Genomic DNA, 20,454 nt, shown 5'->3' with positions numbered 1-20,454 from the left:
GAAAGATAAATATAAAATATAAAAGTCATTTTATTCTAACTTGGAAGGAATAAATTTTTATGAATACAGAAGTTATTTCTGATAAACAAGGAATAGTTATAATAATAATGTTTTTAGTTGGAACTGCAGCTCTAGATGTACGGGGGATTGAAGCAGAACAAGATTTCTGGATATCTATGATTTTAGCACTAATTCTCATAATGCCTATTGCGATTATGTATAGTAGGCTGTGCTATATCTTACCGAATAAAGATCTATTTGATATTCTTGAAATCTGTTTCGGAAAGTTTATAGGTAAGATAATGGTGATATTTTATACGTACTATTTTTTAGAGTCAGGAACAATGGTTTTAATGAATGTTAGCTATTTTATTAGTTTAAGCAGTTTAGATAAGACTCCTCTAATAGTAATAAAGATAATTATTATGATTTTATGTGCTTGGGCAGTAAAACTTGGAATTCAATTAATAGGAAGATGGGCCGAATATATGTCTTTAGGGTTTATTGCTTTTATTGCTATTTCAATATTATTGTCCATTCCTAATATGGATTTAAATAATTTACGACCTATTTTTAATAACGGTATCAATCCAATTATTAAAGGTACTTTTGCTACTTTTGTTTTTCCTTTTGGAGAGATAGTAACCATTTATGCGGCTTTTTCTAATTTTAAAAGTAAAAAATCTCCTTATAAAATTTATAGGTTGGGTTTCCTAGGAGGAATAATACTATTAGGCATTTCGATTACTAACGTTTTAGTATTAGGTATAAACATGGCTTCAATATATGGTTACCCTACATATTCTACTATGGCAAGAATAGGCATTAGTGCTAGTATAGAGAGAATAGAACTCATTATATCTATTGTCTATGTATTAGGTGCGTTTATTAAAGTAAGCGTATATTTGTTAGCTATTTCTAAAGGAATTGCTAAGACATTTAACTTTGAGGATTATAAATTCTTAGTAATTCCCACTGCATTATTCATGCTAACTTTATCCCTCTTTTTATTCGTAGGAGTCATTGATTATTGGGAATATTCTGATAAGATTTGGGAATCTTATGCTATTTTATTTCAAGTAGTTTTTCCAATTATGATTTTTATTGTTGCAGAAGTCAGAAAGAAACGATTAAAAATACCGTAGCGCAATTTTACGGTATTTTTATGATGTACTTTAACTAAAATATTAATTAATAAGATAACCTTTATAAAGTATATCAAGCTAGCTATCTTAATTTTATCGCACTTTCATAACACAAGATTGCCCTTGTCATTTAGCAGAAACAGGAGATTGTCTCCTATGTTCACAGCTATCAGGCAAATGTTTTTGCGATTGTGTTAATTGGAAAGGAACATGTATATATCAAGAATATGTTTGGAATGGTAATAAAGCTAAGGAGGGAAGAAAGACATATAGATGTAAAATCATTGATAAAAAATATTTATTCAAAGACGTTATTTTATTAAAAATATTGTTACCTCATAATATAGTACAGAGCTTGTTGGGACCAGGAAGTTTTGTTTTTCTTAGAAATCCAAATTGTGATGAAATGTATAATTCACCTATATCTATAATGGAAGCAGATGCTATAAAAAATTTGATAACAGTAGCAATTGAGATAAAAGGAATAAAGACTAAAAGAATTGATGAAATAGATATTGGTGAAGATATTTTAGTTAAAGCGCCATTTTGGAATGGAGTTTTTGGACTAAAGCATGTTCATGATTCGAAAGACGCTACTTCTATAATTATCGCAAGAGGAATAGGGCAAGCGCCTATGGTACCAGTAATGAAGAAGCTTTATGCTCATGGGAATAAAATAATAGTTGTTCTAGACAAAGCTAACTTTAATAATAATTTTATTGATGATTATCTTCAGTTATGTAATGCGGAAGTAATATTGTGCAATACCTTTGAAAATGGAGAAATTACAACTGATTTGAAAACTATAATTACAGATAAATTAGAAAATGAGGATGTAAATTTAATTCATGTCTCAGCGGCAGATATATTGATTTATAAAGTAATAGAGTTTGTAAAAGGCAAAGTTGCAATTAGCTGTTGTAATAATGCAAAGATGTGTTGTGGTGAAGGAATATGTGGAGCTTGTACAGCAAGATTTAAAGGACATAGAGTAAAAAGACTCTGTAAGCTTCAAACTGATCCTGAATTTATATTTGAAGGGAGAAGATTTATATGAAGGTTATTATAATTGGTGGAGGTTGGGCTGGTTGTGCAGCAGCCATAACTGCAAAAAAAGCTGGTGCAGATGTTGAAATCTATGAAAAAACCGATATGCTGTTAGGTTTGGGTAATGTTGGTGGCATAATGAGAAACAACGGTAGATTTACGGCCTCAGAGGAATTAATTGAGCTTGGTGGAGGGGATTTAATAAACATTACAGATACAAATTCCAGACACAAAGATATATCTTTCCCTGGACATAAAAACGCATGGTTATACGATGTTAATATAATTGAAGCTGAAGTTCAAAATTATATAAAATCTATGGGAATAGAGATCAATTTAATTAAAAGAGCCATTGATGTAAAAGTAGAAGATGGAAAAATAAAAGGTATATTTTTTGCTAATGGAGAATATGTAGAAGGTGATGTCTTTATTGAAACAACAGGTTCAACAGGGCCTATGGGAAATTGTTTGAGATATGGGAACGGATGCTCAATGTGTGTACTAAGATGTCCTGCATTTGGACCAAGAGTAAGCTTAAGTGCAAGAGCTGGAGTGGAAGATCTCCAGGCTGAAAGAGATGTTGATGTATTCGGAGCAATGAGTGGAAGTTGTAAATTATCAAAAGATAGTCTAGATCCTGAAATAATAAAAGAGATTGAAGAAAAAGGAGTTTATATTGCAAAAGTTCCAGCAGAAGATATAAATTTAGATAAATTAAAAGTAAAGGTATGTCAACAGTATGCTCTTAAAGAATTTGCAGAGAATTTAGTTTTATTAGATACAGGCCATGTAAAATTAATGACAACTTATTATCCTTTAGCAAAATTGAGAAAAATTAAAGGATTTGAGAGGGCTAAATACATTGATCCTTACGCAGGTGGAAAAGGAAACTCTATAAGATATTTATCAGTAGCACCAAGAACAAATGATATGAGGGTCAAAGGAGTTGAAAATCTATTCTGTGCAGGTGAAAAAGCAGGATTATTCGTAGGGCACACAGAAGCTATATGTACAGGATCCTTAGCAGGACATAATGCTGTGAGATACGGAATGGGAATTCCAATGCTTATATTACCTAAGACCATTGCTATTGGAGATATTATTGCCTATGCAAATTACAGATTGATGTCTCCAGAAGGAAGAAGAAATAGATATACATTTGCAGGAGCTGAATATTTTAAGAGAATGAAAGAAAAGAATTTATATACCATTGATAAAGATGAAATAGAGAAGAGGGTTAGTAAAGTAAATTTAAATGGAGTTTTGGCAGAAAAACTAATTTGATAGCCAAAGAACCCTGGGTAGAAAAAAAATTCCACCCAGGGTTCTTTGTGAGCGAGTTTAATTAATTGTCGTCTTTACTGTCTACCCACTGCGCCCACTTCTCCAAATCACCGGTCCATGCCCATAAGGCGAATAAAGGCTCGTCCATGGTTTCCATTGCATGTGGATGGTTAGGAGTATGTATGAAGTATTCTCCAGACTTTCTAATCTGCCAAGGCTCTGAACCTCGCTTCCATTTTGCACGTTAGTTTCATCACAGCTTTTTACTACATCAGCATAAACCATTTTTTTATCCTCTCCTTCCAATGAATGTTATGAAATAATCACGATTATCATATTGCTATTTATAGTATATATACAAATGTTTGCTTCATCAATATCTTTATGTCTTCAATATATTGCCTTTGCATTATACATTAAGCTGAATTATTCAGATACACATTACTATACAATATAATAAAATCACGTATTTCTCTGCCTATAGGATTTGTTTTATTAGATCATTAAAATGGCAATCCCAAAAAGCAGAATCGAATTATATCAACTACTCCATGAGCAATCATAGCTGAAGTTATATCATGCTTTTTTTGCAAGAAAGCAAACGGTAATCCAAATAATAATGCTAATATAAATATACTTATAATACCTGAAATCAAACCGTATTTAACGAATTGCTCTGGTGTATGAATCATAACATGTGGGATTATCATCATAAAATAACAAGTGAATTTTTCAATTTTTGTATTTAAATCACCTTTTAAAAAGTAAATGCATAAAGCGAACATAAATGTTCTAAATGCAATTTCTTCATATATTGCTGGACTCAACGCTGTTAAAAAACATGTAAGAGTAATTCTTAAATTAGGTGTACCATTGTTTAGAAAAAGATTAACTATTCCTAATACAATACCAGTAATAAGTCCAATAATGATACTCAATAATACCGATTTTAAATTATCCTTTTTTAAAAATATTAATGCGTTATTTTTATATCTATTAAATATACTAAAGCAAGCTAATGAAGATAAAAACATAACTAAAAATACTTTAACTGATGAAATTGTTATTCCTTTATATGCAATAAAAATTAAAACCCCAAATAGTAATGAAATTAATATTTGTTTTTTATTTGGGAGTTTATTTTTTATAAGCATTAACAGTGACATTATAAGTACACATATATCTGATATTAGCCACATTAATGCAGTTAATCCGATAGTTGTTTTCAACTTGAAATTAACAAGAAAAAGCAAAATAAATACTGCAAATAATAACCAAATTTTTATAACGTTCATTCGATTTTTTATTAGTATCCCCTCCGCTAAGTAACATAAATAGTTTATTATCATTACTTCAACATTATTTATAAGTTACGTTTCATTGCTTCCATTCACAATTTAAGAAATAAATTTTATTGTACTATTTCGACTTAACTCATATGGAAATTATAACACATATCTCATATTTCATCATGATAATATTTCTATAAATAGTATATATTATAATATTTGGCTTTTAGAGTTAATTAACGATTCGTAAAATATGCGTATATATATGTGCATATAACCCCTATAAATATGGGTATAAATATGGGTATAAATATGTGTATAAGCAGTTTTAATCATTTCGAGCAATAAAAAAGCTGTTAATCTGGGTGATATATACCATTAACGAGTTTTTTACTCTATTTATCAAGTCGAATACAAGCAATATCAATCCTTTCAGAGATTTTAAGTTAACAACAAAAATTCCCTATACTTAGCAGCAAAGGTATGTATTTTTTATTCAATTATCTCTTCTAAATAAAACTTTTAAAGCACAAATAGAAACTAGCAATATTCCTATCAATGATCCTATATATCCTCCAGCAGTTCCAAATATTTTAGTTCCCCAAAAGGTAAAAACTGAAGATACTAATAGCATTGAAATTAAAAGTATAGAAAAGTATTTTTATATACAACTTATAACAATATACTTCCTTCAATTTAATTTATTTTTAAATAGATAGAAAAAGCACCAGCATAATGCCGGCACTCTTTGCTAAAGTATATGTGAAGTTATTTAGATTCTTGATAGTTTACTTTGTGAGTATACATTAAATTAATTATTTTTTTAGAGTTAGTTTTACACCTTGTAATCTTACTGCAAAGTCACCCTCTTTAATTTCAACATATCCTGGTCCTTGAAGTGCTTCATTAGCAATAATATCGTTCACTCCCATAGCAACACTTTTACTTCTTTCAACATACCCTATACCTGTAGTTGTATCAGTTACTTCGACTTTATATGTTCCTGGTGTTAAATCGTATCCTACTAAATATATTCCATCTGTTAATTCTTCTTTTAAATTTGGAGATAATTTTTCAAGATTTATAGGTTCAATTTCTACACCTTGAAGTTTAACAGCAACGTCAGTATCTAATATTTCTACATATCCATTACCAGTAATAACGATATTAGCAATAATACTATCTATTCCCATGCTAACATCTTTTGCTCTTTCTATATAACCCATTTTCATAATAGGGTCAGTTATAGTTGCTCTATATAATCCACTTTCAATATCTTCACCAACTAAATATTTACCAGTTTTATATTTCACAGTTGTATCTTTAGATTCAGATTTATCTGATGTAGCATTTGTATTATTACTATTTGCCATATTTGATTTATCGCTATTTTGGCCCATACTAGCAAATGCACCAATAACTGCTAGTACAATTATTCCAGTTAGTATTTTGTGTTTAGCAAAGAAACTTCTACTATCCTTTCCACAGCTAGGACATCTTGCTCCTTTTGCAACTTCTTTACCACATGCTTTACATTGCAATAATTTACTCATTTCGTTTTCCTCCTATAAGATTACTTTTTCTGTAATTTTAGTTGATATAAATACAAATCTCGTTAATTGTAACATATATTGAAATGAAATGGTATATGTAATTTAAATTGTATATGAATGAATAATATGTAAATTAATAAGATAAATAATAACGTTAATAGAACTATATAAATTTTTCATAAGAAAAAGAAGTCTTTTGCTTTCAAAAAGGAAAATAATAATATTTGTAAAATTAAATATATATACTAATGTAGTGAGGTGATGTTTTTGGTAAAATGTGAATTAAAAAAATAAGGCTACATGAATACATGATATATACGTATCAAGACTGATGCTTTTAAAGTGTTAATTAGAGTGACCTACATCATTAACAATAGAAAGCCATCACTTTGCAAAGCTAGTAATACCAAACGTTTCAAAGTTTTCATCGTAACACTTTATTTCTCATATACTTAAATTCTTTAATATATAGTACAAAATAATAACCTCCTCAAATTTATGTTTACATAGATAGAAAAAGCACCAGCATAAAGCCGGCACTCTTTGCTAAAGTATAATGTGAAGTTATTTAAAGTATAGACTAAAAAAATTCTTATATACTTTAAATTTAATTTATGTTATTTTGGAAGAATTGAAAACAATGTAATATTATATATATTATTGTTGAAAATATTGAAATAAATATCAATAATGGTATAATCCTCTTTGTGGAGCATTATACGTAAGGAAGAATTTACATGAAAAACAAACAGAAATTTTACAATCACACTTGGTTTATGTGGCTAACATTATTTACTATTCCACCAATAGGACTATTCTTAATGTGGAAGAATAAACGATGCAAATTAGTACCGAGAATTATTTTGACAGTTATATTTGGAGGAATGTCTTTAATGATGTTCCAGTCATTTGGGGCACAACTTTCAGGAAAGCCTGAAGTAGCTATTAATGCTAAAATTAATGAATTGCCCGATAAAATGGATGCAAAAAATCAGGGAAAAATTAAAGAAAAGGAAGCTGAACAAGAATTACTAGAAAATGCTACTATAGAAGAGCGAGTTTCTGATATTTCAAAAGAGCTTTTTGAAGATAGATTTATGGATTTAACTTATGAAGACGAAGCTAAAACAAAATTACAATTAAATATAAAAATGTTAGATAGTTTAACTAAGGGAATGATTAAGAAACAGATGGGGTATGATATAGAACAAATGATTGAGGAATTATGCAAAATTGATAAATTCTATGAACTATCTGAGTTTAAAATTGCACATGAAACAACATTCGTCGATGTATATGGTAATAAAAGTGATGGTATTGCACAATGGGTATCGTTTTCTACAGATGAATTAAAGAAGATTAATTGGGAAAATTTCTCGACGTCTAATTTAGGTAACCTTGCATCAGATTTTTTTAGACATCATTATTTTGATGAATAAATGCTAGAAAAAATGGAAGTTTATAAAGAAAGTTTAGACTAATTTGTTAAAAGATTAGAGTAAATTTTGATGTTAAAATAATTAAGGAGGATTATTATGGGATTATTTGGAAACAAAGTGGTATGCTCGCATTGCGAAAAAGAAATTTCTTCAAAAAAATATAAGATTATAGATGGATGGATATGTTCAGATTGTTTGAAAATGTGTAATCCAAGGATAGTATTAGAATTGAAAAAGCTATCACTATCTGATGTTAGAAAGCGTATGGAAATTGAAAAGATTCAGAAGGAAAAATTGCTTAGTTTTAATGCAACTAAAAAAATAGGTACTTATATAGAAATTGATGAAGATAATAAACAATGGTTAATTTATGAGGTAATAAGCGGTAGAATGAAAAATCCTATAATCTTTAATTATGAGGATATAATTTCTTTTGAATTAATTGAAGATGGTGAAAGTATTATTAAAGGTGGCTTAGGTGGAGCGGCTGTTGGAGCTTTTCTTTGTGGTGGAGTAGGTGCTATTTTAGGAGGAATTACCGGAAAAAGAAAACAAAAGAAAGTAGTAAATAGTTTGAAAATCAAAATTACTGTTAATAATATTAGTAAGCCTACTATATATTTTGATATGGTAAAAACTAAAATGAAGACAAGCTCTTTTATTTATAAATCAATATATAAGGAAACTCAAGAAATCTTGTCAACATTGGCGATTATGAAAGAAAATGCTAACAATACGAAACCGGTAGAAGACTATAATACAGTAGGAGAATTTATCTATTGTAGGAAATGTGGTAATAAATTACCTGATGATTCAGGATTTTGCAATAAATGCGGTGAAAAAATATTATAATGTTTTTTCAAATTTTAAGCCCTTGAATGTAGAAGATGCACTTAAGGGCTTTTAGTATTAGATGACCTTAAAACAGGATAATAGGCTTTTGAATTTATTTTTTCTATTATTAATGAAGGTTTTTCTGTTATATATCTGTCAATAATCCTGTGTAACTACCTATAAAGTCAAACTATTTAACTCCTAAACATGCTATAAAAATACAATAAAAAATCAATTCATCCTAAAAAAATATAATTGGTAAAAATAATTACATACAACACTAAAAATATAAAATATAGTATAATAAAACAGTTCTGTAAAAGTGAATTATAGAGAGGATGAAAATAATGAAAAAAACTAAAAAACTATTTATTAGTGCAATAATAATGCTAGTTGTTATGTTTGGTACACTATTACCTACAACACAGGCACTAGCAGCAAATGGTTGGGTATCTAATGGACAGTCATGGAACTATTACACTAATAATCAAATAGTTAAAAACAATTGGGTTAAAGATTCAGCTGGAAGATGCTACTTCATGGGTAATGATGGTACTATGACTACTGGATGGGCTAAATCAGGCTCAGCTTGGTACTTATTTACCACTGATGGAGTTATGGAGTCAAATAAATGGGTTCAAAGTGGTTCAACATGGTATTACTTAGGTTCTAACGGAGCTATGGTAGCGAATGGATGGGCTCAAGATTCTGCAAGTAAAAAATGGTATTACTTTGATGCAAATGGTTTAATGTTATGCAATACATGGATAGGCAAATATTACCTAGGCACAGATGGAGCAATGGCAACTGCTACAAACAACGCAAATGTTAAAATAGCTAGTGTTGATTTAAGTCAAGAGATAGTTACTATTAAAAATGACAGTGCCTCAGATGTAAATATGTCTGGATGGAAACTTGTTAGTGTAGAAGGAAATCAAACTTATAATTTTCCTAGTAACTATGTATTAAAAGCTGGAGCTACTATAACTATAGCTAGCGGAAAATCTACAGGAAGTTTAAAATGGACCGGCTCTTATATTTGGAACAACGATGGAGATGCAGCACAACTTTATAATGCATCTAATCAATTAGTATCATCAAAATAAAATTAGTATATTACTTAGAAAGACTACTTAAAAATGAGTAGTCTTTTATTTATTAAAAGGAAATTTATGACATTATATAGAATAAGTAAATATACTAATTTTAAGGAAGTGATGTTATTGGTAAAATGTGAATTGAAGAAAATTAGACTCCAACTATTACATTTTTCTGTAGAAAAGAAAGGGATTCCTCTGCGAATCACGCTCTTTGCCCACGATATTCGCTCTGTAAGTTCCGCTAAGCATTCATTACCCTCCGTTGCATCTACAGAAAGCTCATCCCAATACTTACAAAGAGCCTGAGCCAATGCTTCCTGCTTTTCTTTAGTACATTCATTTTGCGCGTTAGTTTCATCACAGCTTTTTACTACATCAGCATAAACCATTTTTCTACCCTCTCCTTCCAATGAATGTTATGAAATAATCACGATTATCATATTGCTATTTATAGTATATATACAAATGTTTGCTTCATCAATATCTTTATGTCTTCCAATATATTGCCTTTGCATTATACATTAAGCTGAATTATTCAGATACACATTACTACACAATATAAGAAAAGTACGTCTAAAATATACTTAGAACCTACTGTGTAAGACTTACAGTCTCCTCTATTAAAACTTTTATATCTGTAATAAATGGTTTAATAATTCCCAGTCCTTTTTGAACAATGATTATTTATACATTGATTTGAATTGTTTCATTAGGTATATGTCTTTATTTACAGCAAGCACTATTTTTTTACTTGTAATCTTATTTTTTATTGTTCCATTGACTGATGGTTTGATAGATTTTATGAAAAATTTTTTTCATTTTGATTAGTAGAATAAACAGTGTAAGAAAATTTGGTCTTCTTCAATGGAACGTCTTATATTTTAAATATGAGGATTTCTTCAAATAAAATAAGTAATAAAAACCCATTGAATACTTTTTATAAGTTTTTAATGGGTTTTTAAGTTAACAAGTTTTTTATTATATATTAACATTAAATTTTTGTATATGTTTTATGGCAATTTAGTAATATTTATTTTGGTTTAAATATCTTTTTAAGTACTAGACAGCCTGGTATACCTATTATAATACTTAGTATCATCCCTGGAAAAAATCCTAATGAACTTATACATATTGAAGTTATACCCCCCATAAAAAAATACCAATATAAAACTACTACAATACCTATTATTTTCTTCATACTTCACCTCTTCACTTAATTTAATAATTATAACATATTTATCCTATTTGAACATGTTTTACAAAAGCAATAATTTGTTTTTATAACTAGAAGTTTAGTTCTCAATCCGTAAAGATTATTCATGTATAAAATAAGCAAGAGGCTTAGGGAGGTACATATAATTGATAGAGATTTTTATAATTTAATCTTTAAAATTTCTAATTATTTAACCTGTCTAAATTTTAATTTTGTAACTTAGTTAAATTTCATATAAAAAAGAGTACCAACTATGGACAGAATGTGTAGCAGCCATAACATCAAAGAAAGCTAGTGCACATTTTAAAATCTATGAAAAAATTGATATACTGTTAAGTTTAGGTAATGTTGGTGGCATAATGCGAAATAACTGTAGATAAATTGCTTCAGAGGAATTAATTAAAACTGAACTTCAAATAAAACATAATAAAAATTATGTAAACTGAATCAAATGTAAACAATCTAATTTTCTAGTAAAATAAAATATTTAGCACTTAAATCATATTTGGTAATTTACATTAATAATAGAAGATAATATAATGTATATATAATATTGGAAAATGAAAGGAGGATTATATATAATTTTTCATATATTATAAATAAAAACCCAAATTAGAAGGGAGCAAAATTAATTATGTCAAAGAAAGCACTAACTGAAAATCAAATAATAAGTACAAAGGGTAGAACTAGTATTTTTTTAAAGCTTTTTTTAACAGTATTAGGTATTATAATTATTTCTGAGTTAATAGGAATTAAAAAATATTCATTAGGACCAGGTTCCGTTGTATTATTACCAATGTTATACGCCGTTATTATAGGGTTGATAATTACTCCAGATATTTTAGGAAAACCTATTAAAGGATTAAGAAAGTTAATATCAAAAGATGAAATAGAATTAGCAGGTTCAATGGTTATGTTAGCGTTATTACCTCTTGGAGTAAAATACGGCACACTTGTTGGACCTAATATTGTAAAAGTGGTACAAGCTGGACCAGCATTTTTATTACAAGAACTTGGAAATTTATTTACTCCAGTAATTGCATTACCGTTAGCTTTACTTTTAGGATTAAAAAGAGAAGCTGTTGGAGGAACTGTCAGTATATGCAGAGAACCTACCTTAGGAATCATTGGTGAAAGATATGGAATGAACTCTCCAGAAGGTACAGGAGTATTAGGTACATATATGATAGGTACTGTATTCGGTACTATTTTCTTTGGACTTTTAGGTTCTTTTTCTGTGGCTTCAGGATTACATCCTTATGCATTGGCTATGGCTAGTGGAATGGGAAGCGGTAGTATGATGACAGCTGCATCATCATCTTTAGCTGCTGCATCATCACCAGAAATGAAAGATACAATACTTGCTTATGCAGCTACTAGTAATATGTTGACGGGGGTTACTGGAATGTATTCTGTAGTATTTTTAGCACTTCCTTTTACCAATTGGTATTACGATAAAGTAGCACCAAAATTTTCAAAAAAGGGGGCTAATATAGATGCTTAAGAAAAGTTTAGATCAATTAAAATTACTTATAGTAGTAGGTGTATTAGTTTTAGTGGCTCAAAAGATTGGTTTTACGATATTAGATAAAGAATTTTCAGTAGTTGAAGCAATACCAGGGATTATACTTATAGTGTTAATTTGTATGCTTTCATTAATTATAAAAGGATTACTTCCAAATCTGAAATTCCCTGCATTTGCATGGGCTACTATGATAGCTTTAGTTTTAAGTATGCCATTTATGCCTACAGCAAAATTATTTTTAGAATATACTAATAAAATAAATTTCCTATCAACAACTACTCCAATTCTAGCATTTGCGGGTATTTCTGTAGGAAATAAAGTTAAGGAATTAAAATCAATGAGTTGGAAGATTGTATTAATATCTCTAGTGGTATTTACAAGTACATTCTTTGGATCAGCTATTATTTCTCAAATCGTATTAAAGATACAAGGAATTATATAATCGTCGGAGGCGAGCATTGTGAATAAAGCAGAATTAAAAATAAAAATTTGTGAAGCTATTGACCAGCATAGAGAAGAAATTATATCCATAGGGGAAGATATATATTCTCACCCTGAACTTGGTTATAAAGAATTCTACGCTACTAACGTTGTATGTGATAAATTCAAAGAATTAGGTTTGTCTGTTAAAAGTAATATTGCTGTTACTGGATGTCGTGGCAGTATTAACGAAGAAAAATGCGGTCCTAGAATTGCAATTTTAGGTGAAATAGATGCTATTATGTGCAGTGAGCATAAAGATGCTGACAAAGAAACAGGTGCAGTTCATGCTTGTGGTCATCATATACAAACAGCAGCAATGATTGGTGTTGCTATTGGACTTATTCGTTCTAAAGCATTTGAACAATTGAATGGTAAAATTGATTTTATGGCAGTACCAGCAGAAGAATTCGTAGAGCTAGAATATCGTTCAAAACTTAAAGAAGCTGGTAAAATAAAGTTCTTTGGTGGAAAACAAGAGTTGATAGCAAATGGAGAATTTGATGACGTTAATATGTCAATGATGATTCACTCTTTAGATTTATCAAGAGAAGGTAAACAAGCATTAATAGGTCCAGTAGGAAACGGATTCATAGGAAAAAAAGTTCAGTTTATAGGAAAAGAATCCCATGCTGGTGGAGCTCCAGAAAAAGGGATAAATGCTCTGAATGCAGCAATGCTAGCTATTAACAACATTCATGCACAACGAGAAACTTTTGCTGAAGCTGACAAAGTCAGAGTTCATCCAATAATAACAAAGGGTGGGGATATAGTAAATGTGGTTCCTGCTGATGTACGTATGGAATCCTATGTCCGTGCAAGAACTATAGATGGAATGATAGATGCAAATAAAAAGGTAAATCGTTCTCTTTTAGCAGGTGCTATGGCAATAGGTGCAAGTGTAAAGATAGATGAAATACCAGGATACTTGCCTTTACTTAAAAATACTGATTTGGATTACTTGTTCAAAAATAATTTGCAATCAATAATTCCAGAAGAAACTATTTCAGAAGGTGGTGACTTTACAGGTTCTTTTGATTTTGGAGATGTATCTCATATTATGCCAACACTCCATCCTATGATTGGTGGAATTAGCGGAGATTTGCATACTAGGGATTTTAAAGTAAGTGATAAAGAACTGGCTTATATTGTTCCTGCAAAGGCTATGGCTACAACAGTTGTAGATTTATTGTTTGATAATGCTAAAAAAGCAAAGGATATTTTAGCAACGCATCTTCCTACTTTAACAAAAGAGGAATATTTAGATGTGTTAGAAAGTATAAGTTCAACTATAGAAGCTTAAATCAATTATAGACATTTCAAAGGAATCCCTATATAATATATATTATCATTTATAGGGGGTTGACAATATGAGTATATCTTTTAAAGAATATATAAAAGCAATAAATGAAATTGATCTAAAAAAACTTAAGGAATTAAAAAGAACTATCGAGAAAACAACAGAATATCAATGTAAAGGTGAAATCAATATATTAAACAATAATGATGAAGTTTTGATACAAACTCATTATGAGTATTTTGATATTTATTTTTCAGATCCGTTTATTATGATGAACAGATATAACCCAACAAATGGTATGGCTACATTAGACTATGTACATATTAGCATTGATAAAATATCTGATTATGTAATTGAAGATAATTCTTTAATGCTTAATGGAAAATTAGACCAGAACACAAAAATGCAAATATCAATAATATTTAAAGATAAGAAAGTTAAAAGAGATAATGCGTAACAATGAAAATGAGTCTAAAAAGACTCATTTTTTTCTTTTATGAGTTAAATATGATTCATAATTAACTCATAAAAGAAAATTGTGGAGATAATAAAGTAGTTTTTTGTGTACATAACTTGGCATAAAAATTGCAATATTAGTAAAATATTATTGTTAAATTTTTAAACCAAGGAGGAAAAACTATGCATGAATGTAAATTTGTAAAAGTCGATGTTCAGATAGGGATATCCGGAATGTCAGAATTTAAGACAAGTGAAGATTATCATAAGATAGTTGAAGAAAACTTAAGAGAAGGATGGAGGTTATTACAAATTTTTGCACCACCTATTTTAGGAAATGGGGTAGCGTCTTTCTTTGAGCTGATATTTGAAAGAGAAGTGAAATGATATAAAAATAAGGCACTTAAATGCCTTATTTTTTCTTCTTTCTAACGGAATAGCCAAATGATCCTAGTGGTTTATCATTTAATTTGAAGTACTCTCCATGTGAATAACTTATTAAATTGGCTTTTTCAAAATGAATTTTCCCCTTTTGATCCATTAAAGATTCTTCAACATTACAAGAAACTATATCTGCTAAAAACATATCATGAGTGCCTAGTGGAATTATATCGCGAACTTTGCATTCCAAGGATATTGGACATTCATCAATATAAGGCACTTTTACACAAGAACTATCTTTTAAAGTTAAGCCAAATTTTTTTATTTTATCTTCTTTTTTACCAGATCTAACTCCACAGTAATCTAGTATTTTAACCATTTTGCTTGATGGTAGATTAACTACAAACTCACCGTTGCTTTTTATGTATTCATATGATAATCTCTCTGGTCTTATACTTATAGATAAAACCGGAGGTTTTGTGCACACTATTCCTGTCCAAGCTACAGTAAAAACATTAGTTTTACCTTTTGAATTTGAGGATGTTATCAAAACAGCAGGAACAGGGTTTAGCATAACGCTTCCTTTAAAAATTTTTTTACTCATTTATTTTCTCCTACAGACTATTATAGTATTGCTTTAATTTTAAAGAATCATTTTCCAGGATAGGGCTTTCGCAAATAACACATCCCTTTACATTATAATCATATAGAGCTTTTATACAAGCCTTATAATTAAAATCACTCTCATCAAAGGGAAGATGATTTCTTTCTCCTTTGGGAGTATAGTGAATACCAGACATATGTATATGCATGTTGTATAATGCATTTTCTCCAAGTTCTGAACCTATGTAATCTAAAATCCGTGAATAATCATCATAGTTCTTTAGACTTCCGTTTTCTCTTGCATGTAAATGTGAAAAATCGATGCAAGGTTCACAGGTAGTGACTTCTTTACTTAATTGCACAATTTCTTCCAAAGATCCAAATTGAGAAGGCTTCCCTGTTGTTTCTAACCTATATGTAATACCTAAATCAGGTAATTCTATAAGACCTTCTTTTATCGTTTCATAAGTTTCTTCTTTTGAATCTTTTAAATAAAAACCGGGATGAAATACTAAACTTGTGCCTTCTACTTTTTGAAGCCCAAGTGCGCCTTTTATAATACGTTCTTTTGACTTTTCAATTTTTTCTAATTCATCAGAATTAAGATTTATGTAATAGGAACCATGAGCAGAGATGTAAAAATCATTCTTTTTTTTCATTTCTAAAATTTCTTTATAATTCTTATCAGTTACATTTACTGAACGAACAAAAGGAAGTTCCATAGCATCAAGTCCTATTTCGTTTAAATGGCTTATTCCTGTTTTATATTTAAATTTATCTCCTTCGTTGCCTATTGGTAATCCGGAAATTCCAAATAATAATTTATCCAATTTTAGCACCTCCATAAAGGATTATAACACAAAACGTTATATTTATGTGTTATAATCAATTCGAAGAAGGTGATAAATTGAATAGAGAATGGAGAATGAAAGTAACTAGTACAGATGTAGAATCATTAGCTGATGGTGCAGACATTAGTAAAATTCTTTCTAAAATATTAGCAACAAGAGGCATTACTAGTGTAGATGAAGCTAAGAAATTTTTAAGAGCAAATCTAAATGATATGCATGACCCCTATTTAATGAAAGATATGGATTTAGGCACTGATATTATTTTAGACGCTATAGATGAAGGAAAGAAAATTATTGTCTATGGAGATTATGATGCTGATGGTATTACGAGTACTACAATACTTTACAAAGCTTTGAAAAAATTAGATGCTAACGTAGATTATTATATTCCTGATCGTGAAAGTGAAGGTTATGGAATGAGCAGTAATAGAATTAAAACTTTGAAAGAAAATGGCACTGAAGTTATCTTAACTTGTGACAATGGGATAAGTGCTATTGAGGAAATCGAGCTGGCAAAATCACTTGATATTTCAATTGTTGTTACAGACCATCATGAACAAAGATTTATAGAAAATGAGGATGGAACTAGGGAATATATAAAGCCAGTAGCAGATGCTATTATTAATCCTAAGCAATACGATTGCAATTATCCATTTAGTTATTTATGTGGTGCAGGAATTGCTCTGAAATTTGTACAAGTATTATTTGATAAACTTGGGTTAGAAGAACAAGAGTTAAAGGAATTTATCGAAATAGCTGGAATTGGTACTATATGTGATGTTGTTGATTTAATAGGTGAGAATAGAATTATTGCAAAAAATGGTATTGAATATATCAACAAAACAAGTAATATTGGACTATTAGCTTTAATCGATGTTTTAGGCTTAAAAGAGAAGAGGATTAAATCATACCATATTGGATTTATGATTGGACCATGCATCAATGCTACAGGAAGGTTAGATACGGCAAATTTATCTGTAGAACTTCTACTGGCTAACAACCATGATAAAGCATATGAACTGGCAAAAAAATTATTTGATTTAAATAAAAAGAGACAAGAAATGACTCAAACAAATGTAGAAGCTATTATTGAACAAATCGAAGAAAATAAAATGAGTAATGATAAAGTTTTGGTGGTTTATAAAAAGGATGTACATGAGAGTATAGCTGGTATTGTTGCAGGTAAAGTAAGAGAAAAATATAATATACCTACAATAATATTAACAGGTGGCAAAGAGATGCCAAAGGGTTCTGGTAGATCTATAGAAGAGTACAATATGTTTGAAGAATTGTTAAAATGTAAAGATTTGTTAGTTAAATTTGGTGGTCATCCTATGGCGGCAGGACTATCTTTAGAAGAAAAAAATATTGATATACTTAGAAAAAAATTATTAGAAAATTGTACACTTACTGAAAAAGATTTAATGTACAAAGTTAAAATTGATAAAAGAATTCATTTAAGGGAAGTATCCTTTGACTTAATTAAAAACCTAGAAATTTTAGAGCCACATGGTAAAGCAAATCCTAATCCTGTTTTTGCAGAGAAGAATGTAATTGTTACTGCAATAAGGATATTAGGCAAGAAACAGAATACTATGAAGCTTACGCTAAAGGTAGATGAAAAGAATTTAATTGATGCCATTTCTTTTAATAGAGTAGATGAGTTTAAAGATTTATTAGAAAAGAAATATGGAGAAAATTATGGTAATCAATTATTCAATCCAACAAATTTGAAATTAGATTTAGTTTTTGCAGTAGGCGTAAATGAATTTAAAGGAAATACTAAAAAACAATTGAAAATTATAGATTTTAGACTTTCAGCCTAATAAGCAATCAAAAGGGATATGATCAAATCATATCCCTAAACTCTTTCTACTATATTATTTTAAATTTTGTTCATATTGAGCTACCATTCTTTTAACCATTTCTCCACCAACACTACCACATTGAGCAGAAGTAAGGTTACCATTATATTCTGTAAAAGGTACTCCTAATTCATTAGCTACTTCAGTTCTGAAGTTATATAAACCTTGTTTAGCTTCTGGTATTAATGTTTTAGCCATTCTTTTTTCACCTCCTTGTTTCTTTCTTAATAATAGCTTATCCAAAATGAGAATATATATAAGTGAAAATTTATGGTAAACAAGGATAATGATATATTATATTGTAAATATGATTATTATAACTAATATTTATATAAAATAATAACATTTATATAATTCCCTAAAATCAAAAAAAAATTCAAACAAAATTAAAAGCGGTGAATTTTTTATCCACCACTTATTTTTACATTTTATTTTAATCCTTGCTCATATTGATTTACCATTCTTTTAACCATTTCTCCACCAACACTACCGCATTGAGCAGAAGTAAGGTTTCCATTATACTCTGTAAATGGTACGCCCATTTCTGAAGCTATTTCATTTTTAAATTTATTTAATCCTTGTTTTGCTTCTGGTACTAATTTTTGAGCCATTATGTTACCTCCTTTTTATTTTGTTTCATTAGTAGTATTTCTCTATTGTCCATTAATATGATAGTATCTTACAGGAATAGAAACTAGTTTGTACAAAGTATAGAAAATTCAAATATTTATAGTAGTAAGTACATATATTTGAAATAAATTCAAAGTAAACTAATTTTAATTTAAAAATCAATTGACAGAATGAAGTAATTATTAGAAAATTGTATAGTATGGTTAAACCATAAAAAGTAAGTTGAACTAAACCCCACCTCAATATCTACCGCAGATTGATGCGTTCTGACGCTATATATTGTGGGAGAAGTTCAACTAAATTGTTTTTTGTGGAATTACCTTAGTATAATTAATCTTTTGTATATTAAATAGGAGATGATTTTTTGAACGAGCGAAAAATAATTATGACTGGTGGAGGTTCGGCAGGACATGTTACACCTAATCTTGCTTTAATTCCCAAGTTGATTGAACACGGCTATTCAATAGAGTATATTGGAACATCTGACGGAATTGAAAAAAGAATAATAGAAGGAGAAAAGATAAAATATCATGAAATTTCTAGTGGAAAACTAAGAAGATATTTTGATTTAAAAAATTTTTCTGATCCATTCAAAGTATTACAAGGAATATTTCAAGCTAAAAAAATTATCAAAAAAGTTAATCCAAGCGTAGTATTCTCCAAGGGAGGTTTTGTATCAGTACCTGTTGTTATTGGAGCATATTTAAATAAAATACCTGTGATAGCTCATGAATCAGATATGACTCCTGGACTTGCCAACAAGCTGGCGGCTCCATTCTGTACTAAAGTATGTGTTACTTTTCCAGAGTCCTTAAAATTTTTAGATAACGAAAAAGCAGTATTAACCGGAACGCCTATTAGGGAGCAAATATTTGAAGGAAGTAAGTTGATTGGTAAAAAAATTTGCGACTTCAAGGAAGAAAAGCCAATCCTTTTAATTATTGGCGGAAGTTTAGGTTCAAAAGTCATTAATTCTGCAGTGAGAGATAATTTACTTGAGTTTTTAGTACACTTTAACATTATTCATATTTGTGGCAAAGGGAATATAGATGATAACTTATCTAAAATGGATGGGTATAGGCAATTTGATTATGTTTCAGAAGAACTTTCTCACTTTATGCAAGCAGCAGATGTATTTATTTCACGAGCTGGTGCTAACGTAATATTTGAAATTTTAGCTTTGAAAAAGCCTAATATTTTAATTCCTCTTTCGGCAAAAGCAAGTAGGGGAGATCAGATATTAAATGCTAAATCATTTGAAAAAAGTGGATATAGTGTAGTAATTCAAGAAGAAGAATTGAATGGAAAAGATCTTTTGAACAAAGTCAAGGATGTATATGACAATAAATCAACATATGTAAAAGCAATGAACAAAAGTGATTCAAAAGATGGTGTAGAGAATATTGTAAATATAATTTTGAAAAAAGCAAAATAACGGAATAATTAGTTCCGTTATTTT

The 20,454-nt window shown here is 29.3% G+C and carries 21 protein-coding genes; 13 read left to right on the top strand and 8 right to left on the bottom strand.

What is annotated here, in order from left to right; all coding sequences use genetic code 11:
* Positions 1-59 precede the first annotated feature (59 nt).
* From ACQ3F0_RS01735 to ACQ3F0_RS01725, 3 genes are all read left to right on the top strand, one after another.
* Positions 60-1,145 (top strand): GerAB/ArcD/ProY family transporter, encoded by a 1,086-nt coding sequence (locus ACQ3F0_RS01735; protein WP_428863302.1) that lies wholly within the window; start codon positions 60-62, stop codon positions 1,143-1,145.
* Positions 1,146-1,251: 106 nt separating this feature from the next.
* The gene (locus ACQ3F0_RS01730) at positions 1,252-2,202 is read left to right on the top strand and encodes a sulfide/dihydroorotate dehydrogenase-like FAD/NAD-binding protein (RefSeq protein WP_428863711.1); all 951 of its coding nucleotides are present in this window, start codon (positions 1,252-1,254) and stop codon (positions 2,200-2,202) included.
* On the top strand, positions 2,199-3,476 hold the full coding sequence (locus ACQ3F0_RS01725; protein WP_428863301.1) for an FAD-dependent oxidoreductase: 1,278 nt from the start codon (positions 2,199-2,201) through the stop codon (positions 3,474-3,476). Before ACQ3F0_RS01730 ends, ACQ3F0_RS01725 begins: the two co-directional genes overlap by 4 nt.
* Before the next feature lie 503 nt (positions 3,477-3,979).
* Here ACQ3F0_RS01725 and ACQ3F0_RS01720 read toward each other — a convergent pair.
* Positions 3,980-4,729, bottom strand: coding sequence for a CPBP family glutamic-type intramembrane protease (locus ACQ3F0_RS01720; protein ID WP_428863300.1), 750 nt, complete (start codon positions 4,727-4,729; stop codon positions 3,980-3,982).
* 851 nt (positions 4,730-5,580) lie between these two features.
* Positions 5,581-6,318, bottom strand: a complete 738-nt coding sequence (locus tag ACQ3F0_RS01715) for an Rv1352/Rv1906c domain-containing protein (RefSeq protein WP_428863299.1) — start codon at positions 6,316-6,318, stop codon at positions 5,581-5,583.
* A gap of 737 nt (positions 6,319-7,055) precedes the next feature.
* Between ACQ3F0_RS01715 and ACQ3F0_RS01710 the strand changes: the two genes are divergently transcribed.
* From ACQ3F0_RS01710 to ACQ3F0_RS01700, 3 genes are all read left to right on the top strand, one after another.
* Complete coding sequence (locus tag ACQ3F0_RS01710) at positions 7,056-7,757, top strand: hypothetical protein (protein WP_428863298.1); 702 nt, start codon at positions 7,056-7,058, stop codon at positions 7,755-7,757.
* 96 nt (positions 7,758-7,853) lie between these two features.
* Positions 7,854-8,609, top strand: coding sequence for a zinc ribbon domain-containing protein (locus ACQ3F0_RS01705; RefSeq protein ID WP_428863297.1), 756 nt, complete (start codon positions 7,854-7,856; stop codon positions 8,607-8,609).
* Positions 8,610-8,938: 329 nt separating this feature from the next.
* Complete coding sequence (locus ACQ3F0_RS01700) at positions 8,939-9,697, top strand: lamin tail domain-containing protein (RefSeq protein ID WP_428863296.1); 759 nt, start codon at positions 8,939-8,941, stop codon at positions 9,695-9,697.
* Between the two features lie 23 nt (positions 9,698-9,720).
* Here the strand turns inward: ACQ3F0_RS01700 and ACQ3F0_RS01695 are convergent, their stop codons facing one another.
* Both ACQ3F0_RS01695 and ACQ3F0_RS01690 read right to left on the bottom strand, forming a co-directional pair.
* Positions 9,721-10,080 (bottom strand): hypothetical protein, encoded by a 360-nt coding sequence (locus ACQ3F0_RS01695; protein WP_428863295.1) that lies wholly within the window; start codon positions 10,078-10,080, stop codon positions 9,721-9,723.
* 641 nt (positions 10,081-10,721) lie between these two features.
* A complete protein-coding gene (locus ACQ3F0_RS01690) occupies positions 10,722-10,889 on the bottom strand; it encodes a hypothetical protein (protein ID WP_428863294.1) in 168 nt (55 codons plus the stop codon).
* A 649-nt stretch (positions 10,890-11,538) separates the two neighbouring features.
* Between ACQ3F0_RS01690 and ACQ3F0_RS01685 the strand changes: the two genes are divergently transcribed.
* The 5 genes from ACQ3F0_RS01685 (at position 11,539) to ACQ3F0_RS01665 (ending at position 15,052) form a co-directional block, all read left to right on the top strand.
* Entirely contained in the window at positions 11,539-12,408 is an 870-nt protein-coding gene (locus ACQ3F0_RS01685) for a DUF3100 domain-containing protein (protein ID WP_428863293.1), read from the top strand.
* Positions 12,401-12,871 carry a hypothetical protein gene (locus tag ACQ3F0_RS01680; RefSeq protein ID WP_428863292.1) on the top strand — a complete coding sequence of 157 codons (471 nt, stop codon included), beginning with the start codon at positions 12,401-12,403 and terminating at the stop codon, positions 12,869-12,871. Before ACQ3F0_RS01685 ends, ACQ3F0_RS01680 begins: the two co-directional genes overlap by 8 nt.
* 18 nt (positions 12,872-12,889) lie before the next feature.
* A complete protein-coding gene (locus ACQ3F0_RS01675) occupies positions 12,890-14,212 on the top strand; it encodes an amidohydrolase (protein ID WP_428863291.1) in 1,323 nt (440 codons plus the stop codon).
* A 67-nt stretch (positions 14,213-14,279) separates the two neighbouring features.
* On the top strand, positions 14,280-14,666 hold the full coding sequence (locus ACQ3F0_RS01670) for a hypothetical protein (RefSeq protein WP_428863290.1): 387 nt from the start codon (positions 14,280-14,282) through the stop codon (positions 14,664-14,666).
* A gap of 182 nt (positions 14,667-14,848) precedes the next feature.
* Positions 14,849-15,052 (top strand): DUF4177 domain-containing protein, encoded by a 204-nt coding sequence (locus ACQ3F0_RS01665; protein ID WP_428863289.1) that lies wholly within the window; start codon positions 14,849-14,851, stop codon positions 15,050-15,052.
* 25 nt (positions 15,053-15,077) lie between these two features.
* Here ACQ3F0_RS01665 and ACQ3F0_RS01660 read toward each other — a convergent pair whose 3' ends face one another.
* Positions 15,078-15,650 (bottom strand): flavin reductase family protein, encoded by a 573-nt coding sequence (locus tag ACQ3F0_RS01660; protein ID WP_428863288.1) that lies wholly within the window; start codon positions 15,648-15,650, stop codon positions 15,078-15,080.
* 10 nt (positions 15,651-15,660) lie between these two features.
* Complete coding sequence (locus ACQ3F0_RS01655) at positions 15,661-16,479, bottom strand: TIM barrel protein (RefSeq protein WP_428863287.1); 819 nt, start codon at positions 16,477-16,479, stop codon at positions 15,661-15,663.
* A 77-nt stretch (positions 16,480-16,556) separates the two neighbouring features.
* Here ACQ3F0_RS01655 and recJ point away from each other — a divergent pair, with 77 nt between their 5' ends.
* Positions 16,557-18,326 carry a single-stranded-DNA-specific exonuclease RecJ gene (recJ, locus tag ACQ3F0_RS01650; protein ID WP_428863286.1) on the top strand — a complete coding sequence of 590 codons (1,770 nt, stop codon included), beginning with the start codon at positions 16,557-16,559 and terminating at the stop codon, positions 18,324-18,326.
* 54 nt (positions 18,327-18,380) lie between these two features.
* On the opposite strand, the gene ACQ3F0_RS01645 is transcribed toward recJ, so the two are convergent.
* Both ACQ3F0_RS01645 and ACQ3F0_RS01640 read right to left on the bottom strand, forming a co-directional pair.
* Positions 18,381-18,563: an alpha/beta-type small acid-soluble spore protein gene (locus ACQ3F0_RS01645; RefSeq protein WP_428863285.1), complete on the bottom strand. Its 183-nt coding sequence runs from the start codon at positions 18,561-18,563 to the stop codon at positions 18,381-18,383.
* A gap of 230 nt (positions 18,564-18,793) precedes the next feature.
* Positions 18,794-18,976, bottom strand: coding sequence for an alpha/beta-type small acid-soluble spore protein (locus tag ACQ3F0_RS01640; RefSeq protein ID WP_428863284.1), 183 nt, complete (start codon positions 18,974-18,976; stop codon positions 18,794-18,796).
* Between the two features lie 383 nt (positions 18,977-19,359).
* Here ACQ3F0_RS01640 and murG point away from each other — a divergent pair, with 383 nt between their 5' ends.
* A complete protein-coding gene (gene murG, locus ACQ3F0_RS01635) occupies positions 19,360-20,430 on the top strand; it encodes an undecaprenyldiphospho-muramoylpentapeptide beta-N-acetylglucosaminyltransferase (protein WP_428863283.1) in 1,071 nt (356 codons plus the stop codon).
* Positions 20,431-20,454 lie beyond the last annotated feature (24 nt).

Origin of the sequence: Clostridium sediminicola, from assembly GCF_050402865.1 — a bacterium.
Taxonomy (GTDB): Bacteria; Bacillota; Clostridia; order Clostridiales; family Clostridiaceae; genus Clostridium_AF; species Clostridium_AF sediminicola.
The sequence above is the reverse complement of the archived record's forward strand: the minus strand, read 5'-3'. Positions and strand labels throughout refer to the sequence as shown.